This is a genomic window from Microbacterium sp. AISO3 (genome assembly GCF_002204305.1).
Classification (GTDB): Bacteria; Actinomycetota; Actinomycetes; order Actinomycetales; family Microbacteriaceae; genus Microbacterium; species Microbacterium arborescens.
Genome location: NZ_NHRF01000016.1, coordinates 12,094 through 32,847 on the forward strand (window position 1 = coordinate 12,094; position 20,754 = coordinate 32,847).

Genomic DNA, 20,754 nt, shown 5'->3' on the forward strand with positions numbered 1-20,754 from the left:
AGCGGGGACGGTTGCCGCGGGTCAGCGGTAGCCCTTGCTCAGCACGGCCTCGGTGTCGGCGATGATACGCGCGGCCACCTCGTCGGGCAGGGCGAGGCGCGGCGGACGGGTCGTCGTGCTCGTGAGCACGCCCGCGACCTGCTGCGAGAGCTTGATCGCCTGGACGAACCAGGTCTTGGAGTCCCAGCGCAGCAGCGGGTGCAGGTCGCGGTAGATCTCGCGCGCCCGCACCCAGTCCTGCGGGTCGTCGGAGGTCGAGAGCGTGTAGAGCTCGACCGTCGACGCGGGGATGGCGTTGGGGTAGCCGGCGACCCAGCCGACGGCGCCGTTGAGGCCGAGCTCGAACACGACGTCGTCGGATCCGATCGAGATGTCGAGGCCCGGCGCGAGCTCGCGGATCTCGTAGGCGTGACGGACGTCGCCCGAGAACTCCTTGACCGAGACGATGAGCCCCTCGGCGAACAGCCGCGCGAGCAGGTCGGGACGCAGGTCGACCTTCGTGTCGATGGGGTTGTTGTACGCGAGGATCGGCAGGCCGACCGCAGCGACCCGGCGATAGTGGTCGACGACCTCGTCGTCGCTCGCCCGGTAGGCGTTCGGCGGCAGCAGCATGACGGCCGGAGCGCCGTTCTCGGCGGCGTGCTCGGCGAAGCGCACGCTCTCGAGAGCGCCGTAGGCTCCGACGCCCGGGATGACGGCGGCGCCGGGCGCGGCCTCGACGGCGGTGAGGAAGACACGCTTGCGCTCCTCCTCGGTGAGCGTCTGATACTCGCCGAGCGAGCCGTTGGGGATGATGCCGGTCACGCCGTTCTGCGTCGTGAAGCGCACGAGCTCGGCGTAGGCGTCGTAGTCGACGGACAGGTCATCGCGGAACGGCAGCGTGGTCGCGAGGTTGACGCCGTGCCAGGGCTTGCGGTCGGTCATGAGTCGTTCTCCGATCTGGCGATGTCAGGCGCCGGTGTCAGTGCAATTGCAATGGTATCCAATTCCGGGGCGGGCGGAAGAGTGAGTCGGTGACGCGCCTCTTCGTTGCCTGCCCGATCCGTCGCGGCGAACTCGATCACCTGCTCGCGATCCGTGAGTGCGCGGACGAAGGCTTCCTGGAACGTCGCCCAGAAGGTCCCCTCCCCCGCCCAGCGGATGCCGTCGACACCGGAGACGTCGTCGGTGGCGACGAGCGTGATCTCGACGGCGGCGCCGAGCTGTTTCACCCGCGCCTCGCTCTGCGGGGGCTGGGTGTCGATCGCGAGTTCGCGCCGCACGGTACTCGACCGCCCGTCCCCGTCGATCGCGCGCGCCTCGAGCCGCACGAGGCCCTCGCGATCGACGATGACGGGGCCGTCGGCCGTGCGCCAGGCGCCGTCGTCGATGCGCAGCTCGAGACGCAGCCGGTCGCCGGCCACGCCGGTGGCCCGCACCTCGACGGCGGGAGGGACGGTGAACCACCCCGACGCCGCCGGCGCGGGTGAGACCCCGATGTCGACGGTCGGCGGCATGGCGGCATCCGGGGTCGTGCTGAACGCCCCGACGACGTCCCGCGCGCGACGCGCGGCATCCACGGTCACGGCCGACTCGGCGCCGATCCCGAGGCCGGCGTCGAGCCCGGCGCCGATGACGGCCCGTGCTTCCGACGCGCTCACGAGCGAGTCCGCCATGCCGCTGCGGCACACCGCGACGAGCCGGTCGAGCAGCTCGGCGTCGTCCTGCGGCGCGGGCTCGACCCACAGGTCGTCGACCAGTGTGGTGCCGTCGGCGCGCCGCCGTGCGGGCACCCCCGTCTCGACGCCGGCGAACCCGATCGTCCGGTCTGCGCCTCGCGAATACAGGTGGTACCGCTCGTCGGAGCCGTTCCAGACCGGTTCGTGGCGAAGCCCGGCGATCGAAACCGCGCCGGTCGCCGCGAGCGCCGCCGAGACATCGTCGACGTCGGCACGGGTCGCACCTCCCGGCATCCGCTGCGTGTTCCATGATCGTTCGATCGTCGTCGTCGACTCGTCGCGCGCGACGAGCACGTGCGGCCCGTAGCGCAGGCTGCGCAGTTCCGGGTCGTCGATCGTCGGCTCGGAGCGGAGCGCAGCGGGAAGCGCCAGCTCGATGCTCTCGTCGCCCTGCCAAGCACGGTCGATCGTGACGGAACCGCCCGGGCGCGCGTCGAGCTCCAACCGGCGTCCGTCGACGGCGACCTCGGCGCCACCGGCCACCCACTCGGGGATGCGCAGGTGGATCGTCAACCGCACCGGGCGGGCCTGGGTCGTCCGCACTCGGAGCGTGACGCGGTCTGCGAAGGGATGCTCCTGGTCGATGTCGACGCGGATCCCTCGCTCATCCCAGCGCAGCTCGGCGGGCGTGTAGCGGGCGACCCACAGCGCGGGCTTCGCGCCGGTCTCGCGGAAGAAGATCCCGGCCTGATGACTGACGTGGTTCTCGAGCCCGGTCCCGCCGCAGCACGTGCCGACGTTGTCGTACTCGGGCAGCGCACCGGCGTGCACCGGGAACATGTACGTCACCTCGGGGCTGTCGTCGGAGTCGACCGCGCGCCGCGAGCCGAGAATCTGGTTCTGCCGCGCCCGCTCCGCGTAATCGAGGAAGCGGGGCTGGAGCGTATGACCGAACAGCGCCTCGGCGAGCTTGACGAGGTTGTAGGTCGCGCAGGTCTCGGCGTTGCGCCGGCCGATGTCGCCCGCGACCGTGCGCGGCGGGCCCCACAGCTCGTTCTCGCCGGTGCCGCCGTGCGCGTACATGCGTCCCGGGACGATCTGGTCGAACACCCCGATCGCGGCGGCGAGGTAGCGGCGCTCGCGGGTGAGCTCGTACTCGCGCACGTAACCGACGAGCTGAGGCAGGTGCTGGTTGGCGTGCATGCCGTCGAGGATGTCGCGCCCCGACGATGCCGCGTCGAGCAGGTCTGCCTGATCGAACGCTCGCGCCGCCGCGAGGAAGCGCGGCTCGCCGGCGACGGCGCTGAGCCGCGCGAGCGTCTCGTTCATGCCGCCGAACTCGCCCGCGATGTAGAGCGACCACATGCGCTGGCGGTGGTCGTGGTCGAGCTTCTCGAGGCGGCCCGCGATCCAGTGCGCCATACCCGTGACGACCTCGAGGGCCTGCTCGTTGCCGGCGAGCTCGTAGGCGTCGAGCAGGCCCGCCATGAGCTTGTGGCATGTGTAATACGGCGCCCAGATCTCGCCGTAGGGCGCGAGATGCTCGAGCCGCGCGAACTGCCACTCGCCCGAGGCGAAGAGAAGGCCCGGGTGCGAGTACCGTCCGGTGGCGGCGAGCGCCTGCTGCACCTCGGCGAGCCCGCCCACGAGCTCGTCCACGCGCGATCGCAGCTCGTCGTCGTCCTCGCCCGCAGCAGCCAGCGCGAGCATCGAGAGGAAATGGCCCGTGTAGTGTCCGCGCAGCAGATTCGCCGTCTGCGCGACCTCACGACCGGGATAGTCGTGCTCGCCCCACGACTCCTCCGCCGGATGACCGAAGCCCTCCCACGCGCCCGGCGGCACCGCCCCGCGGGTGTCGAGCCCGGCGCCGGCGCGGAAGACCGCGAGGAGCCGGTCGATCGGGTAGACCCGGGCGAGGCGCAGCATCCGGTCATGGGCGGGGGCGAACGCGCTCGTCGGCTTCAGTCGCACCGCCCCGTAGGGGAACGGCAGCGCGAACGGCAGCGCGCGGGGTGCGGCATCCGTCATCGCTCGTCCGCCCACTGCGCGCGCGTCCACGCCTCGACCTCGGCGGCGGAGATCGGCAGGGCCGCCGACAGCACCTCCGAGCCCGCGTCGGTGACGAGCACATCGTCTTCGAGGCGCACGCCGATGCCGCGCAACTCGGGCGGGAGGGTCAGGTCGTGGGCGTGGAAGTACAGACCGGGCTCGACGGTCATGACGACGCCCGGCTCGAGCGCCGCACCCATGTAGTCCTCGTAGTGCGCCTGACTGCAGTCGTGCACGTCGAGCCCGAGGTGATGGCCGATCCCGCAGGCGAGGTATCGGCGGTGCTGCTGCCCCTCGGGTGACAGTGCCTCGTCGACCGAGACCGGCAGCAGCCCCCAGTCGTGCAGCCCCTGCGCGACGACCTCCATCGCGGCGAAGTGGAAGTCGAGATACGCCACGCCCGGCCGGATGCGGTCGAGTCCCGCACGGTGCGCCTTCTCGACGAGATCGTGCACCGCGCGCTGGGTCTGCGAGAACGTTCCGCTCGCGGGAACCGTGCGGGTCACATCGGCGGTGTAGAGCGACCGGGCCTCGACGCCCATGTCGAGCAGCAGCGCGGCATCCGGAACGACCTCGCCGTCGCACCGCACCCAGTGCAGGATGGGCGCGTGCGCGCCCGACCCGACGATCGTGGAGTAGCCCGGTCCGTTCCCGAACGTGCGTGCGTGGCGGTCGAACGTCCCCTGCAGCCACCGCTCGCCGAGGCCGTCGGCGATCGCCCGCGGCACCTCGGCCACGACCGCGCCGAATCCGGCGACCGTCGCGTCGACGGCCTCGCGGAGCTGGCCGATCTCCCACGCGTCCTTCACCATTCGCAGGCGGGCGAGCGCGCGTTCGAGCTCGACCGACACCTCGGCCCCCACCTCGGCGGCGAGCGCGGCTGCAGAGCGCGCGGCGACGGCACCCCGCAGCTCGCCGTGGCGCCGGTCGAGCGCGGCGAGCGGCTCGACGGTCATGTCCAGCGCGTCGGACCACTCGGGCAGACCGGCCGAGGGGCCGACCCAGAGTTCGCCGTGGTTCGCATCCGAGAAGAAGCCGGCGTCACCGGGGCGGAACGGCGGCGGCAGGTACAGCACGGCGTCATGACGGCCGGCTGTGGGCCACAGCACGACCACGGCCCCCTCGACCTGGCACGCCGTCAGCCAGACGAAGCCGCTGTCGGCGCGGAAGCCGTAGTGGGCGTCGTCGTTGCGGACGGGCGCGTGACCGGCGGCCGCGACGATCACCCGCCCGGGAAGCGCGGCGCTCAGGCGGTCGCGATGATCGGATGCCGCGGCCGGGGCGCCCGCGGGCAGCTGTGGGCGGGTCGGCACGTCGGCCCAGTCGCGCGAGACGAACTCGGTGAACGCCGGCACCTGCGCGAGCCGCGGGTACCGCGTGCCGGCGTAGGGCGGACGGGGGGTGTCGGGGGCGGTCATCGCTTCTCTCCTCCGCGGTCTCGGACCAGCTCGCGCAGTCGCGTGAACGTGCGACCCGAGCCGATGCCGTCGTGCTCGAACTCGTTCGTCACCCACGACTGGGCGTTGCCGATGCGCGACAGCGTCTCGAGCTGCAGCCCCGCATCGACGTACATGTCGTCGAAGTACACCGCCGCCGCCAGCGGCACGTCGTTCGCGGCGAGCCGGTCGAGGTCGTACAACGGCGTCCAGGAGTCGCGGGCGGCCAGCGCATGGACGGCCTCCCGGAACCCGCGAAGCAGACGCACCTCGTCGAACATCCAGGGGAAGGCCATCTCGCCCGTGAACAGCAAGGGCCGCCGGTCCTCGTCGAACTCGGGACGACGGTCGCGCTCGGCCTGCGCCGCCCACGCGGTCGGCCCGCTGCTCGGGTCGCCGTAGATCGATTCCTGCAGGGTCCAGAACAGCGGGTTGCCGGCGCTGGAGCTGAGCGACTGCACGTCGGCGAGGAACGCCTCCGACAGCCGCCCGGGCCGGGCGAACGCCTTCTCGACGAGCCAGTGCAGGCGCTCGTGGCCGGGCTTCATCCCGAGGTCGATCCCGAGCGACTGGAAGCGGCGCACGGTCAGCACGTCGCCGTCGGGGAGGGTCACGTCGCCTTCGGCGAGCCGGTCGGCGATGCGCGCGATCGCCTCGGCATCCTCGGGGAATCGCCGGTACAGCTCCGCCGTCTTCGCCGCGACCCGGTCGAAGGTGCGCGCGTAGACCTCGGCGGCCCGCGGCGGGGTGCCGGGGATGCCGCCGCAGACGTAGCAGGCGGTCAGCGCCTCGGGCGCCGTCGACAGGTAGGTGAGCGTGAGGAAGCCGCCGTAGCTCTGCCCGAGTGTCGCCCACCGCCGCCCGCCGTAGAGCGTCTCGCGGACGTGCTCGAGGTCGCGGACGATCGAGTCGGCGCGGTGGAGGGACAGCAGGTCCGCGCCGGCCGCGGCGTCGAGCCCGGCCACGTCGACGGCTTCGAGGGGCGTGCTGCCCCCGGTGCCGCGCTGGTCGACGAGCACCACGCGATAATCGCGCAGGGCCTCGTCGATCCAGCCCTCGCGACGCAGCGGCCGTGGGTTCGAACCACCCGGGCCGCCCTGCAGGAACGCGAGCAGCGGCAGCTCATCGCGCGCCCGGTCGGGATCGACGAGCTCGCGCACGAGCAGCTCGATCGTCCCGGCCGCTGCTGTACCGGCGCTCCAGTCGAGCGGGACCTCGATGCGACGCTCCGCGACGCGGATGCCGGGCAGGTGGTATTCGGTCGTCATGACGCCTCCGTCTGGGTGTCGGATGCCGCGGCTGCTGCGCGGGCACGGCGAGCCTTCTCGGCGGCGCGCCGGCGGCGGTCCCACTCGGGGTTGATGCGGGGCACCGCCGCCAGCAGCGTACGGGTGTACTCGTGCTGAGGGCTCTCAAAGACGCGGTCGCGCTCCCCCGTCTCCACGATGGAACCGCGGCTCATCACGGCGATGCGGGTCGCGATCTGGCGGACGACAGCGAGGTCGTGCGCGATGAAGAGGTACGCGAAGCCCTCGTCGCGCTGCAGCGCGGTCAGCAGGTTGATCACCTGCGCCTGCACCGAGACGTCGAGCGCCGACACCGCCTCGTCGCAGATGACCATCTTCGGTCCGACCGCGAGCGCCCGGGCGATGCCGATGCGCTGTGCCTGACCTCCCGAGAACTGCGCCGGATACCGGTCGGAATGGTCGGGGTTGAGCCCCACCCGGTCCATGAGCGACCGCGTGAACGCGCGCGCCCCGCCCGGGATCTTCCGATTCTGATACCGCAGCGGTGCCGTCACGAGTCGCTCGACGGTGTGCTTGGGGTTGAGCGACGAGTACGGGTCCTGGAAGATCACCTGGACGTCGCTGCGGAAAGCGAGGAGGTCGCGCCCCTGCAGGTGCGTGACATCCCGCCCCTCGAACTCGATCGTCCCCGCCGTGGCGTCCATGAGACGGGCGATCAGCCGCGCGGCGGTCGACTTTCCCGAACCCGATTCGCCGACGAGGGCGAGAGTCTCGCCGCGCCGGATGTCGAGGTCGACGCCGTCGACGGCGCGGAAGCGGCTGCTGCGCGAGAACATCGTCGCACCCGGGCTCGCGAACTCCTTCACGAGGCCCGTTGCACGGCACAGCGGCGCGGTCTGGTCGGTCATGCCGTCTCCTCGATTCCGTCGTCCGGCGTGATCTCGCTGTCCGGCACGATCGCGATATCGGTCGTGCGCAGCTCGCCGATCGCGTCGTCGATGCGGGGAACGGCGTCGAGCAGTCGCCGCGTGTACTCCTCCTGCGGGTCGCTGAAGACCCCTTCGACGCTGCCCCGCTCGACCATGCGACCGGCTCGCATGACGACGATCTGCTCGGTCACCTCGCTGACGACCGCGAGGTCGTGCGTGATGAGGATGAGGCCGGCGCCCGTATCGCGGCGGATCTCGGCGAGCAGATCGAGGATCTGCGCCTGCACCGTCACGTCGAGGGCCGTGGTCGGCTCATCGGCGATGATCAGCTCGGGCTCCATGCTGAGCGCCATCGCGATCATGATGCGCTGACGCATTCCGCCCGAGAACTGGTGCGGGTAGTGGTCGACGCGCTTCGCGGCATCCCTGATGTGCACCCGCTCCATCGCCTCGATCGCGACCCGCCGGGCCTCACGGCGCGAGACGCCCGACCGGTGCGACCGGTACGCCTCGGCGATCTGCGTACCGACGGTGTAGTACGGATTGAGCGACGAGAGGGGGTCTTGGAAGATCATCGCGATCCGGTCGCCGCGAACCTGCCGCATCTCCCGGCCGGGGAGGGTCAGCAGATCCCGTCCGTCGAAGGTGACCGAGCCCGTGGCGCTGCCGCCCCGGGGCAGCAGCCCCATGATCGCGAGGCTCGTCATCGATTTGCCCGAGCCCGACTCGCCGACGATCCCGAGCGCCCCGCCGCGCGGAACCGCGAAGCTCAGGCCGTCGACGACGCGGGCGGAGCCGCCGGCGGTACGGAACTGCACCGTCAGGTCATCGACGCGCAGGAGGTCGTCCGTCATCGGCATCCTTTCGCCGCTCATGCTTTGGCCGCCGTCCGCACGCGAGGATCGATCGCCGCGTAGAGCAGGTCGACGACGAGGTTGCCGACGATGACGAAGAACGCCGAGAGCAGCGTCACCGCCATGATGACCGGCTGGTCGTTCGACGAGATCGAGTCGGCGGTGAGCTTGCCCACGCCGTTGATGCCGAACACGGTCTCGGTGATCACCGCGCCGCCGAGGAGACCGGCGACGTCCATCCCGAAGATCGTCACGATGGGGGTCAGCGCCGGGCGCAGCGCGTGGCGGCGCCACACGAGGCTCGGCCGCAGCCCCTTCGCGTGCGCCGTCCGCACGAAGTTCTCCTGCAGGGTGTCGATCACGTTCGCCCGCGTGAGCCGCGTATAGACGGCGGCGTATCCGACCGCGAGCACGATCCACGGCATGAGGAAGTTCAGGAACCACTGCACCGGATCATCGGCGAACGGCACCGCCTGCGGGAACGGCAGCCATCCGAGCGAGACGACCAGGACGAACTGCAGGGCCAGGGCCAGGACGTAGTTCGGGATCGACATCGACCCGAGGGTCAGCCCGGCCACGAACCGGTCGGTGAACTTCCCCTCGCGCACGGCGCTGAGGACGCCCCCGACGACGCCGCCGACGAGCCAGAGCACCGCCGCCCCGATCGCGATCGTCGCCGAGATGGGCAGGCGCTGCACGATCATGTCGCCCACGAGCTGCCCGGTCTGGAACGAGTACCCGAGGCACGGGGCGCCGCATGCGACCGTCGCGCCCGCGATCTCGTACTCGCGGCCGACGAACAGACCCGAGAGGTACGTGAAGAACTGCGTGAGGAAGGGCTGGTCGAGCCCGAGGTTCGCACGGATCTGGTCGATGCGCTCGGGCGTGCAGTTCTTGCCGCAGATCTGCACCGCCGGGTCGGGCGAGAGCACGAAGAAGATCACGAACGTGAAGAGCGTCACGAGGAACAGCACCACGACCATGCCGGTCGCGCGCGAGAGGACGAAGCGGGTCACGCGCGCACCTCCGCGCTGCCGACGAGCGCGCGGATGCGGTCGCCCAGGGTCGTGAACGAGAGCACCAGGAGGAAGAGGAAGGCGCCCGGGATGAGGAAGTACATCGGGTCGACCGCATACCAGGGCGCCGCCGAGGCGATCATCTGGCCCCAGCTCGGCGTGGGCGGGACGACCCCGACACCGAGGAACGACAGCCCCGCCTCGGTGCCGACGTATCCCGGCACCGCGAGGGTCGCCATCACGATGATGGTCGAGGAGAGGTTCGGCAGGATCTCGCGGAAGATGATCTGCACGCTCGAGGCACCCGAGGCGCGAGCCGACTCGACGAACTCGCGCTCTTTGAGCGACAGCGTCTGCGAGCGCACGATGCGGGCGAGGTAGGGCCACCCGAACAGTGAGATCACGACGACGAGCAGCAGCACGCGGTTGTCCGCCGGCAGCGCCGACAGAATCGCGATCATGAAGATGAGCGCGGGGAAGGCCATGAGGAACTCCATGACCCGCGAGATGACCGTGTCGACCCAGCCGCCGAGGTATCCGGCCAGCATCCCGAGGACGACTCCGAGCACCGTGGTCAAGAGGGTGGCCGACAGCGCGACCGTCATCGAGACCTGGGCGCCGTAGACGATCCGGGCGAAGATATCGCGGCCGTTGCCGGGCTCGACCCCGAACCAGTGCTCGGCGCTGATGCCGCCGAGGGGCCCGATCGGGATCGCGCCCATATTGGGGTCGATCGCGCTCTGGTCGAACTGGTACGGAGACCAGCCGCTGATCTGGACGATGAGGGGCGCGAAGACCGCCATGAGCAGAACGAGCACGATGTAGGCCAGCGATAGCATCGCGGGCACATCGGTGAGGAAGCCTCGGAGGAGTTTCCGGCCGGACGCCGGACGGGATTCCACCGACTCGTCGAGAGGGGAATCACCGCCCGGCGTGGCCTCGACCTCGAGGGGGGCCGAGCTGAAGGTCATGTCAGCCCTTCGAGGGGTCCTTCAGACCGACGATCGTGAGGTCGGTCATGTTGGTGTTGGGGATGTAGCCGGCGATGTTCGACCCCGGCAGGAAGATGCCGTTCTCGAAGACCATCGGCGCGATGGGCGCGAGCTCCATGATCTGCTGGTCGAGCTCGCCCCAGGCCTCGTTGGCGGCATCGACGTCGGTCATCGCACGGATCTCGGCGATCCGCTCGTTGACGGCCGGGTCGTTCAGCTGAGCGAGGTTCTGGTTGCCCTTCTCGGTGATGGCCGCGCCGTCGAACAGCGGCGGGATGAAGGTGCTGGCGCTCGAGGCCCAGTCGGGGCACCACCCGGTGATCGCGGCGTTGTTCTGCTGCGACGGCGTCGCGATGGTCTCGTAGTAGATCGAGGTGTCGATGACGTTGAGCTTCACGGTCGCACCGATGCGCTCGAGGCCCTGCTGCACGGCCTCGGCCTGCGCCTGGGCGACGGGGTTCGAGCGGATGTCGAGGGTGAACTCGAACCCGTCGCCGAGCCCGGCCTCCGCGAGCAGCGCCATGGCCTCGTCGACGTCGCCGGTGTTGCCGTCGGAGGGGTAGAGGTCGTAGTCGAGGTGCCCGCTGACCGCCGGCGGGATGATCGTCGTCGCGACATCCGCCAGCTGGTTTCCACCCGACGCGTTCTGGATGCTGGCACGGTCGAGCGCCCAGTTCACCGCCTGGCGCACGCGGACGTCGTCGAACGGCGGCTTCGACGTGTTGAGCGACATGTAGGTCGTGCAGTACGCCGGAGCGGTGATGGCACGCTCCTGCAGCTGCGGCGTCTGGATGCGGGGCAGCGTGGCGCCCGCGATCTTGCCCGCGATCGCGTTCTGGTCGGCGCCTTGCCCGGCGATCATGCGCTCGTCGATCGTCGCGCCGTCGATGCCGATGTCGAACTGCCACTGGTCGGGGTACGCCTTGCGCACCTCGTCGGTCTCGGGCTCCCAGTGCTCGTTGCGCACGAGCTTGATGGTGCTGCCGGGGGTGTAGGAATCGAGCGTGTAGGGGCCTGACGCGATGACGTCGTTGATGAACTCGTCGCCGCCGCCGGAACCGATCGGGAAGGGCACGGCGTTGGGCTGGGCGAGCACGTTGTCGAACTCGGGGAAGGGCGCCTTGAGGTGGAAGACGATCGTCTTCGCGTCGGGCGTCTCGATCGTGGGGAGATCCCCCGAGACGTAGGGGCCCTGGTAGTCGGCGGGCGCGTCTATGACGGACTTCAGATAGGGCGAGCCGATGCCGATCTGCGGATCCCATGCGCGGGAGATGCCGAACTCCATCTCGGCGGAGGTGATCGGGTCGCCGTTGTCGAAGAAGAGGTCGTCTTTGAGCGTGTAGGTCCAGGTGAGTCCGTCGTCGGACACCTCGCCGAGGCCGGTCGCGAGGTCGGGAACGATAGCGTTCGGGTCGTCGGAGTCGCCCGCGGCCTGCATCGTGAGGCCGCGGTAGAGCAGACGGTAGAACGCGTTGACGCCGCCGTCCCAGCCACGGGCGGGGTCGAGGTACGAGAAGTCGGCGTTCTGGAGCATGTGGACGGTTCCGCCGGTCTGCGGCGTTCCGTCGGTGCCGGTCTGCTGCGGCGAACCGCCGCCACCGGCGCACGCCGTGAGGGCGAGTGCCATGGCCGTTCCCGCGGCGAGGATGCCGGCGAATCTCCTGGTGGTGGTCATCGGTGGACCTTCCCTTTCTCTGCTCCATTGCGTCGAGTGCTGTCCATGAAACAACATCACGGTGCAATGTGCAATTGCACGATCACGCTGCATCCGTTCTACCGAGGTCTGCAGCGCGGGGAGGTCCGCGTGACACGATCGTCACGCGATCCGGCCGTTTCTTCACATCCGCGAAACACAGCGAGCGTCGCCCCGGGCGCGCGAGACTCGGAGAATCACGGCGATATCGGCTGCTACCGAGTCATCGCTCCGAGGTCGGCGACATTCTCCGAAGCTCGCGCTGCGGCGCAGCCCAGTCAGGGAAGCGGGCAGATCGCGACCGACGCGAGGTCGCCGTCCATCTGCTCGGGCGTCCAGGGCAGACCCGCCGGCGGCGCGGTCTCGCCCGAGGCGGCGGGAGCCTTCGACGCGATCGCGGCGAGCTGCCACCCGAGCACGCGGATCGCCTCGGCCGAAGCGCGGGAGTTGTTCAGCACGGCGACGACCGTGAGGCCCGTCTCGCGGTCGGCGAAGGCCACGGTCTGGTAGCCCGGGATCGAGCCGTACTGCCCGATGAGGGTTCCCGCCTGATAGGTGCCGCCGTCGACGGTGTACCAGGTCGGCGACCCCTCGCCCACCGGGATGGGGGAGCCGAACCGCTGGTCGTCGTCGAACGGACGCAGCCCCGTCGCGAGCGCGCGGACATAGCGGCCGAGGTCGGCTGCCGTCGTGACGACGCCCGAGGCCGTGAACCCGGCCGAGGGCGACAGAGCGGTGAGGTCGGCCGCCGTCGCGCAGTCGGGCGTCCCCTCGGGCGTCAGCACGGACTGCGTGCCGTGGAGTCCGATGTCCGCGGTGCGCGAGGGCAGGGATGAGCCTGCCATGCCGAGCGGCTCGAAGACGTAGCGCTGGAACAGTTCCGCGGCGGTGCTGCTCGAGGCGCGCTCCAGCGCCATGCCGAGGAGGACGTACCCGGCATCCGAATCGACGTAGGAGGTGCCGCCCGTCGGGCCCGAGGCCGCCAGACCGTAGGCGAGGAGCTCGTGCGGAGCCCACGGGCGCGCCGGATTCGCCTCCCACCGGCCCTGCAGACGCGGCTGGTACGAACCGAGGCCGGACGTGCTGTCGCAGAGCTGCTCGAGGGTGACGACCGGGGTCGCGGGGAATCCGACGATCCACTCCGTCACGGGGTCGTCGAGCTCGACCGTGCCGTCGGCTGCCATGCCGTAGAGCACGTCGCACGTCATCGCGCGGGTGACGGGTCCGGCCTTGAAGGAGTCGTCGGCGGTGACCTCGGTCCCGTCGGGGTTGGTGCCGAAGCCCTGCACCCACTCGCCCGACCAGGGCACCCAGACGCCCGCGATCGCACCGGCCGAGCCGGTCATCGCCATCGCACGCTCGACCGCGGCGGTGAGCTGCGCCTGCGTGTCGCCGCCGATCTCACCGTCGGCCTGCGGGGGCACGGCGACGCTGCTGACGCTCGCGGGCGCGCACGCCGAAAGACCGAGCGCGAGCGCGACCGCAACGGCGATCCCCGCGCTTCGACGGCGTCGAGTCGCACGCATTCCTGAGCCACCCCCCGAGATGTATGCCTCCAGTGAATCACACCGCTCCTGAGGATCCCGCGAACCTAGGGTGGACCCATGACACACGTTTTCGACGCCGACGCCATCTCCGGCGTGCTCGGTCACATGAACGACGACCACCGCGACGACAACCTGCTCATCGCGCGCGCGTTCGGCGAACCGGATGCCGCGGCGGCGACGATGACGCACTTCGACGGCGACGGCGGGGATTGGCAGGCGGTGGGGCCCGACGGCGGCATCCGGGAGATCCGCGTGGCGTGGCCCGGCGGCCCGATCACCGAGCGCCGCGAGGTGCGCCGGGAGATCGTCGCGCTGTACGACGAGGCCTGTGCGCGACTCGGCGTGGAGCCGCGCCCGCACGACTGAGCGTTACGGATTCGTTAAGAGGTCGGCGAGAAACCTTCAGGTTAGCTGTACCTAAGTGCTATCGTCGGGCCATGCTCGAACCGATCCCCTTCTCGACCGCTCTCCGCGAGCGCTCCAGCTCTGCGCACTCCGGCAGCGAAGGCGCCGGCTTCATGTCCGACCTCATGCGCGGCAAGGGCACCCGTGACGACTACGTCGCCCTGGTCGCGCAGCACTGGTTCATCTACGAGGCGCTCGAAGCCGCGGCATCCCGGATGTCGGCCGACCCGGTGGCCGCCACGTTCATCAGCGACAAGCTCACCCGGCTCCCCGCGCTCGAGGCCGACCTCGAGTTCTTGATCGGCTCAGACTGGCGCGAGCGAATCACGCCGCTGCCGACGACCGAGCGCTACGTCGCCCGCATCAACGAGGTCGGGGCCACCTGGGCCGGCGGTTTCGTCGCGCACCACTACACCCGCTACCTCGGCGACCTGTCGGGAGGCCTGTTCATCGGCAAGCTGATGGCCCGCCAGTTCGGCTTCGAGACCAACGGCATCGGCTTCTACATCTTCGGCGACATCGCCGATCCGGCGGCGTTCAAGGAGCGCTACCGCGAGCAGCTCGACGCCGCTCCCTGGGACGAGGCCGAGCAGCAGCGGGTGATCGACGAGGTGCTCGTCGCCTACCAGTTCAACACCGACCTGTTCACCGATCTCGCCGACGCGAAGGCCGCGCGCGCGGCATCCGTCGTCGCCTGATCCCCGCGACGCGTGACGCCGCCGGTCACATGCCGGCGGCGCGGACGGCGGCCATGAAGCGCCGCACGTCGTGGTCGACCAGGATGTCGCTGGGCCGGAGCGGTCGCGACAGGTAGAGCCCGTCGAGCGAGGTCAGTCGCGAGAGCGCGACGTAGGTCTGCCCCGGCGCGAAGGCGCCCGACCCGAGGTCGACGATCGCACGGTCGTAGGTCTTGCCCTGCGACTTGTGGATCGTCACCGCCCAGGCCAGTCGGAGCGGGAACTGCGTGAACTCCGCGACGATCTCGCGGGTCAGCTTGCGCGAGCCCGGGTCGTACGCGTAACGGAACCGCTCCCAGACGGCGGGCTCGACGTCGTGCTCCTCGCCGTCGAGCTCCACGCGGACCGATGACCCCGCGATGCGGGTGACGGTTCCGATGGAGCCGTTGACCCAGCGCGGGCCGTCACCGGCATAGCCCGCGACGTCGTTGCGGAGGAACATCACCTGCGCGCCGACCTTCAGCTGCAGCTCGGGGTCGGCCGGGTACGACGTCTCCCCCCGCCCGAAGTCGCCGCTGACATCGGCCTTCGCCGTCTGCACCGGGCCCGTGAGGGCGTCGAGATGCCGCTGGTTGATGCGGTTGACGGCATCGTTGCGGGTCGCGAGCGTGATGACGGGCGGCTCGTCACCGGTGGGAGGCGGCGGTGTGCGGGCGCCCGCCGCGTTGAGAGCGGCGGCGATGTCGGCCGTGACGACGCCGTACCGGACGGCGTTGAGCATCTCCTTGAACCCCGCGTCCGCCTGACGATGGATCTCGCCGAGCTCCGCGATGTGCAGCGGAGCGCCGACCCGGCCGAGATCGAGCAGTCCGTCCGAGCGGATCGCGCCGGCATCCGCCTTCGGGCCCGCCCACACCTGCGCGTCGAAGAACCAGAACGAGCGATAGTGATCGCGGATGTACTTCAGCTCGTCGCCGCGCGGCGGCACCGGCGAGAGCTGATACGGGTCGCCGAACATGACGATCTGCACGCCGCCGAACGCCTCGGAGCGCCGACGACGCGCTTGTCGCAACGACCGGTCGATCGCATCCATCACATCGGCGTTGACCATCGAGATCTCGTCGATGACGAGCGTGTCGATCGCGTTGAGGATGCGGCGCGTCGGCTCGGACTGCTCGAGTTCGCTGTCGGCGACGAGTCCGATCGGCAGCCGGAAGAGGGAGTGGATCGTCTGCCCCTCGACGTTGAGCGCAGCGACGCCCGTCGGAGCGCAGATCGCGATCTGCTTGTCGGTGTTCCACGCGAGGTGCTGCAGCAGTGTCGACTTGCCGGTACCGGCTCGCCCGGTGACGAAGACGTGGTCGCGGGTCGTCTCGATCCGGCGGAACAGTGCCTCCTGCTCAGCGGAGAGAGGCGGCAAGGTCACCGATTCATGGTAGCCACAGGTGAGCCTTCCTAGACTTGTGCTGTGCACGAGGCGCAGACGACTCCGGACGCCGCGACCGGCGACGATGAGTCGAGCGCGCCCGAGAGCGCCCGCCGCCCCGGGCAGGGTCGCCGTCGGGGTGCACGCAGCGGTCGCCGGCTCGCCCTCGACCTCACCGCGATCGGGCTGCTGTCGGTGCTCGCCCTCGGGGCTCTGGGCGTCGGCGGAGTCGCGGTGTACCGCACGCTCTACAGTCCCGCCGCGTTCGTCGAGCGCTACCTGTCGCTGCTGAGCAGCGGCAGCGCCGCCGACGCCCTGCGCCTGCCGGGCGTCGCGATGGATTCGGCCGAGCTCGCCGCGGCGGAGCTGCCGTCGACGACATCCGAGGTGCTGCTGCGCCGCGCCGCCCTCGCACCGCTGTCGGACATCTCGGTGATCGGCGAGCGCGTCCGCGGCGACGTCACCGAGATCACCGTGACATACCTCGCGAACGGTCACCGCGGCCGCACGCAGTTCGACGTCGAGCAGGACGGCTGGATCGGCGTCGCCCCCGCATGGCGCTTCGCGCACAGCCCGCTGTCGGCGATCGACCTGACCGTGCGGGGAGCCACCCGGTTCCAGGTCAACGGCTTCGAGCTCGACACCCGGCAGGTCGCACCCGAGGGCGTGGATGCCGATCCGCTCGTGCCGGTCTCGATGCTCGTCTTCTCTCCCGGCGCCTACTCGATCTCGGTCGACACCCCGACGGCGCAGACCCCCGGGGTGGCCGTGCTCTCCGACGCTCCGCAGAAGGCGGTCCCCGTCGATCTGCAGGCGCAGCCGACGCCGGAGTTCGTCGACGTCGTGCAGGATCGCGTCGACGAGTTCCTCGCATCGTGCGCGACGCAGCAGGTGCTGCAGCCCACGGGATGCCCGTTCGGATACTTCGTCCGCAACCGCGTCGAAGGCGCACCGCAGTGGTCGATCGCGGAGAACCCGAAGATCGAGGTCATCCCCGACGGCGCGCAGTGGGCCATCCCGAGCACCCGGGCCGTCGCGCACATCGACGTCGACATCCGCTCGATCTACGACGGGCGGCTCAACGAGGTGTCGGAGGACGTCGAGTTCTTCCTGACCGGATCGATCACGATCCTGCCCGACGGCACCGCATCCATCCAGGTGTCGGCCGACCAGGGCTGAGCGGGGTCAGCGGCTCCGCGCGGCGTCGCGGCGCGCGAGCTCGGCGAGGCGCTCGTTGTACTCCTCGAGCTCGGTGTCGCCGGCACGGTCGACCTGACGGTCGCGGCGGCGCTGCATCCGGTCATCTGATCGGCTCCACTGGATCGCCACCGTGATCGCGAGGATCAGGGTGGGGATCTCCCCCACCGACCAGGCGACGCCGCCGCCGATGTACTGGTCCTCGAGCGGCGTCGGCCCCCACGTTCGGCCCATCGATCCGAACCACTCCGCGGCGAACATCCCCGACGACATCATGATCGCGATGCCGAAGAAGGCGTGCATCGCCATGACCGCGATGAGCGTGAGCAGACGGAACGGATACGGCAGGCGGTAGGGCACCGGGTCGATGCCGATGAGCGACAGCACGAACAGGTAGCCCGAGATGAGGAAGTGGACGACCATCCACTCGTGTCCGATGTGGTCGTACAGCGACCAGCGGAACAGATCGGTGTAGTAGAACACCCACAGCGAGCCGATGAACATGATCGACGCGAACGCCGGATGCGTGACGACGCGCGAGAACGGGGTGTGAACGGCCCAGAGGATCCACTCGCGTCCACCGCGCGACCCGTCGTCGCGCTTGCGGATGGCGCGGGCGGCCAGCGTCACGGGCGCCCCCGCCACGAGGCACAGCGGGATCGCCATCGACAGCAGCATGTGCCCGACCATGTGCAGGCTGAAGAGGTAGTCCTGGTAGGCGTTGATGGGCCCGCTCGTGACCCACAGCAGCAGGAGCAGGCCGAAGACCCACAGCGCCGTCCGGTAGATCGGCCAGCGGTCGCCGCGCTTGCGCAGACGCCGGACACCGGCGAGGTAGAAGAACAGGCCGAACCCGACGGCGAAGACCCAGAGCAGATCGACATCCCACATCGTGAACCAGCGGTCGATCGTCAGCTCGGGAGGCAGGACCGTGCCGGTCAGGATCTGGGCCGGGGTCTGCTGCTCGGGGAGGGTCGTGTCGACGGGCGGCGGCGTGCGCGCGAGCGCGGCGGCCGCTCCGCTCGCGATGCCCATGAAGACGATCTCGACGGTGACGAGCAGCCAGAACACCCGCGCCGCGCCCGATGAGGCGAGCTTGGAGATGAGCCGTCCGCGATACGAGGCGCCGAGGATGCCCATCGCGATGAGGGCGACGACCTTCACCAGCAGCAGCGCCCCGTACGGCGAGAACAGGTTGGCCGGCGAGAGGATCGCGACGGCGGCGCGGACCGTTCCCGAGACCGCGACCACGATGAAGGCCACGAGCGCGATGCTCGAGTAGCGCGACACGATCGCGACCATGTCGGCCCGGTCGACGACGGGCCGGATGATGACGAGCAGCAGCAGGCCGCCGAGCCAGACCGCCGCGGCGACGATGTGCAGCGCCAGCGCGGTGACCGCGATGTTGTGGTTGGCCTCTTCGCCCGAGTGGCCCTGCGTCGCCATCGGGATGAGGGATGCCGCCGCGAGGATGCCGACGATGAGCGTCGAGGTCCAGCCGCGGACGGCGAAGGTGAGCACCGTGAGCACGGCGCCGGCGATCGTCGTCAGCAGCCAGGCGCGCCCGGCCTCGGTGTCGACGAGGAATCGGCCGAGCTGCTGACCGAACTCCGCGCTGGCGCTGGGAGCCGCGCCCAACAGGTTGAGGAAGGTGAAGAACGCGGTACCCGCGCTCGCGACGGTGAAGATCGCCGCGGAGATCGAGGCGGCGTCGAGGGCCGTGTCGAACGGGCGCTCGCCCGCGCGCAGGGCGAACAGCGCCACGACGAGGGATCCGACCATGCCCGCCGCTGCGAGGTTGACGACGAGCTTGATGACCGGCAGACCCCACCGGACGAGGGGGCCGGGGTCGAGCAGCTGCAGCGGGGCGGCGCCGCCGCCGGCCGCGAGGCCGATGAGGACGACGATGAGAGCCGACACAGCGAGGATCGCCGGTCCGGCGAGACGCTGCGCTCGGGATTCCACCCCACCAGCCTACGGCGGCCGGGCGCCCCGGGCCTCTCAGCCCCTCAGCCCCTCAGCGGCTGAGCCGCGAGGTCCCATTCGGGCCGGGTATGTCGGCCGGGTTTCCGGCTCAAGTGGGACCTCGAGAAGCGAGGCGGGGCGGGGGGCGGGGCAGGGACGACGGAGGGGGATGCCGTACGGCATCCCCCTCCGGTGAATCGTCGTCGATTACTTGACGGCGGCCTTCAGCTTCGAGCCGGCGGTCACCTTGACGCGCTTGCCCGCGGCGATCTTGATCTCCTCGCCGGTCTGCGGGTTGCGGCCGGTGCGAGCGGCGGTGTCGACCTGCTCGAAGGCGATCCAGCCCGGGATCGAGACCTTGCTGCCCTTGGCGACGGCCTCGGAGACGGTCGTGAAGAGCGAGTCGAGCACGCCCGAGACGGCGGCCTGGCTCTGACCGGTGGCGCTGGCGATGCTCGCGACGAGCTCGGTCTTGGTGATGGACTTGTCAGCCATAGGGTTGTCCTCCAGACGGCGGACGACGGACGCGCCGCCGACAGCGTGGGTGGTTCCCGGGGACTCGCGTCCCGCGGTTGGTCGTTCGACCGGTCCCGAATATACGCGGATTCCGCGGAATTTCGCGGATTTGCCGGCATCCTGGGGCGCTTTCACCCGGCGTGTCGCCGGTTTTCGAGGCGCGTGGGACCAATGTGACGTCCGCGCGGGGTCGCCGGGGTCGGCGCGACGGTCAGATCCGGCGCAGTGCTGAGACGACCTCGGCCTCCCACCGGCGCGCCGCGGGAAGCGCTCCGACGAAGATCGGGGTGTCATGCGTGACCCCGAGGTACCGGGTCGCGCTCGCCTCCACCCCGGCGCGGCGCAGCTTGGCGGCGTAGGCCGCTCCGTCGCTGCGCAGCGGGTCGTACTCCGCCGTCAGGATCACCGCCGGCGGAAGGTCGGCGAGCGAATCGGCACGCATCGGCGAAGCGTAGGACTCGCGCGCCCGCGAGCGGTCGCCGAGATACGTGCGGGCGACCGAGACGAGCTCGCGCACGGCGATGAACGCGGGGATGCCGAGGGCGTAGGTCGCGCGCAGATCGATGAACCTCCCCGTGAGGTCGGTCACCGGCACCTCGAGGATCTGCACGGCGACGGGGAGGCGCGCCCGATCGCGGTTCATGAGCGTCAGAACGGCGGCGATGTTGCCACCCGCCGACGACCCCGAGATGCCCACCCGGTCCGGATCGATGCCGAGCGCCTCCGCCTCGTCGTGGAGCCACTGCCACGCCGCGTACGCCTGCTCGATCTGGGTCGGATAGCGGTGCTCGGGCGCCAGCGAGTAGTCGACCGCGACGAGGACGACACCGGATGCCTCGGCACGGCGCCGGCACGCGGCATCCGCCGTCGGGTAGTCGATGCCGCCGATTCGGAAAGCGCCACCGCCGATCACGAGGCACGCGGGGGCGGGCTCGCCCGCAACGAGCGTGGTGGGGCGGTAGACCCGCACACGCACGTCGGGGTAGCCGGGCACCGGGACGACGTGCTCGGACGTGGCGATCTCGGGGCCCGGTGTGCCGACCGCCCGGAGCTCCTGGCGGTCCCAGGCGAGCGCGGCCTTGCGGTGACGCTCGCGCGGCGTGAGCGGGCGCTTGCCCGCGGGCTTCGCGGGGGTGGGCGTGGGGGC

Annotated in this window: 17 protein-coding genes; 3 read left to right on the forward strand and 14 right to left on the reverse strand. The window is 70.5% G+C overall.

Annotation, left to right across the window (positions count from 1 at the left end):
• Nucleotides 1-21: 21 nt before the first annotated feature.
• The 10 genes from CBF90_RS15610 to CBF90_RS15655 all read right to left on the reverse strand — a co-directional run bounded on the left by CBF90_RS15610 (nucleotide 22) and on the right by CBF90_RS15655 (nucleotide 13,400).
• Nucleotides 22-924, reverse strand: a complete 903-nt coding sequence (locus tag CBF90_RS15610) for a dihydrodipicolinate synthase family protein (RefSeq protein WP_088381041.1) — start codon at nucleotides 922-924, stop codon at nucleotides 22-24.
• Entirely contained in the window at nucleotides 921-3,716 is a 2,796-nt protein-coding gene (locus CBF90_RS15615; protein WP_242435701.1) for a beta-L-arabinofuranosidase domain-containing protein, read from the reverse strand. The genes CBF90_RS15610 and CBF90_RS15615 overlap by 4 nt, the downstream gene beginning before the upstream one ends.
• Nucleotides 3,683-5,125, reverse strand: a complete 1,443-nt coding sequence (locus CBF90_RS15620; protein ID WP_088381042.1) for an aminopeptidase P family protein — start codon at nucleotides 5,123-5,125, stop codon at nucleotides 3,683-3,685. The genes CBF90_RS15615 and CBF90_RS15620 overlap by 34 nt, the downstream gene beginning before the upstream one ends.
• Entirely contained in the window at nucleotides 5,122-6,411 is a 1,290-nt protein-coding gene (locus tag CBF90_RS15625; protein WP_088381043.1) for an alpha/beta fold hydrolase, read from the reverse strand. Before CBF90_RS15625 ends, CBF90_RS15620 begins: the two co-directional genes overlap by 4 nt.
• Entirely contained in the window at nucleotides 6,408-7,298 is an 891-nt protein-coding gene (locus CBF90_RS15630; RefSeq protein ID WP_023953725.1) for an ATP-binding cassette domain-containing protein, read from the reverse strand. The genes CBF90_RS15625 and CBF90_RS15630 overlap by 4 nt, the downstream gene beginning before the upstream one ends.
• A complete protein-coding gene (locus CBF90_RS15635) occupies nucleotides 7,295-8,173 on the reverse strand; it encodes an ABC transporter ATP-binding protein (protein WP_088381048.1) in 879 nt (292 codons plus the stop codon). Before CBF90_RS15635 ends, CBF90_RS15630 begins: the two co-directional genes overlap by 4 nt.
• 17 nt (nucleotides 8,174-8,190) lie before the next feature.
• On the reverse strand, nucleotides 8,191-9,189 hold the full coding sequence (locus CBF90_RS15640) for an ABC transporter permease (protein ID WP_023953721.1): 999 nt from the start codon (nucleotides 9,187-9,189) through the stop codon (nucleotides 8,191-8,193).
• Complete coding sequence (locus CBF90_RS15645) at nucleotides 9,186-10,160, reverse strand: ABC transporter permease (RefSeq protein WP_064955761.1); 975 nt, start codon at nucleotides 10,158-10,160, stop codon at nucleotides 9,186-9,188. The genes CBF90_RS15640 and CBF90_RS15645 overlap by 4 nt, the downstream gene beginning before the upstream one ends.
• 1 nt (nucleotide 10,161) lies before the next feature.
• Nucleotides 10,162-11,856 carry an ABC transporter substrate-binding protein gene (locus CBF90_RS15650; RefSeq protein ID WP_088381044.1) on the reverse strand — a complete coding sequence of 565 codons (1,695 nt, stop codon included), beginning with the start codon at nucleotides 11,854-11,856 and terminating at the stop codon, nucleotides 10,162-10,164.
• 296 nt (nucleotides 11,857-12,152) lie between these two features.
• On the reverse strand, nucleotides 12,153-13,400 hold the full coding sequence (locus tag CBF90_RS15655) for a serine hydrolase (RefSeq protein ID WP_088381045.1): 1,248 nt from the start codon (nucleotides 13,398-13,400) through the stop codon (nucleotides 12,153-12,155).
• A 78-nt stretch (nucleotides 13,401-13,478) separates the two neighbouring features.
• On the opposite strand from CBF90_RS15655, the gene CBF90_RS15660 reads away from it, so the two are divergent.
• Entirely contained in the window at nucleotides 13,479-13,787 is a 309-nt protein-coding gene (locus CBF90_RS15660; RefSeq protein ID WP_023953713.1) for a DUF2470 domain-containing protein, read from the forward strand.
• A gap of 71 nt (nucleotides 13,788-13,858) precedes the next feature.
• The gene (locus CBF90_RS15665; RefSeq protein ID WP_023953711.1) at nucleotides 13,859-14,524 is read left to right on the forward strand and encodes a heme oxygenase (biliverdin-producing); all 666 of its coding nucleotides are present in this window, start codon (nucleotides 13,859-13,861) and stop codon (nucleotides 14,522-14,524) included.
• Nucleotides 14,525-14,549: 25 nt separating this feature from the next.
• Here the strand turns inward: CBF90_RS15665 and CBF90_RS15670 are convergent, their stop codons facing one another.
• Nucleotides 14,550-15,929, reverse strand: a complete 1,380-nt coding sequence (locus CBF90_RS15670) for an ATP-dependent RecD-like DNA helicase (RefSeq protein WP_036304754.1) — start codon at nucleotides 15,927-15,929, stop codon at nucleotides 14,550-14,552.
• Nucleotides 15,930-15,971: 42 nt separating this feature from the next.
• Here CBF90_RS15670 and CBF90_RS15675 point away from each other — a divergent pair, with 42 nt between their 5' ends.
• Nucleotides 15,972-17,108 (forward strand): hypothetical protein, encoded by a 1,137-nt coding sequence (locus CBF90_RS15675; protein WP_242435702.1) that lies wholly within the window; start codon nucleotides 15,972-15,974, stop codon nucleotides 17,106-17,108.
• A gap of 6 nt (nucleotides 17,109-17,114) precedes the next feature.
• Here the strand turns inward: CBF90_RS15675 and CBF90_RS15680 are convergent, their stop codons facing one another.
• The 3 genes from CBF90_RS15680 to CBF90_RS15690 all read right to left on the reverse strand — a co-directional run.
• Complete coding sequence (locus tag CBF90_RS15680; protein ID WP_064955756.1) at nucleotides 17,115-19,091, reverse strand: cytochrome c oxidase assembly protein; 1,977 nt, start codon at nucleotides 19,089-19,091, stop codon at nucleotides 17,115-17,117.
• 207 nt (nucleotides 19,092-19,298) lie between these two features.
• Nucleotides 19,299-19,586 carry an HU family DNA-binding protein gene (locus CBF90_RS15685; RefSeq protein WP_036304753.1) on the reverse strand — a complete coding sequence of 96 codons (288 nt, stop codon included), beginning with the start codon at nucleotides 19,584-19,586 and terminating at the stop codon, nucleotides 19,299-19,301.
• 232 nt (nucleotides 19,587-19,818) lie between these two features.
• Nucleotides 19,819-20,754: alpha/beta hydrolase (locus CBF90_RS15690; RefSeq protein ID WP_088381046.1), on the reverse strand; the 936-nt coding region annotated here is incomplete at its 5' end.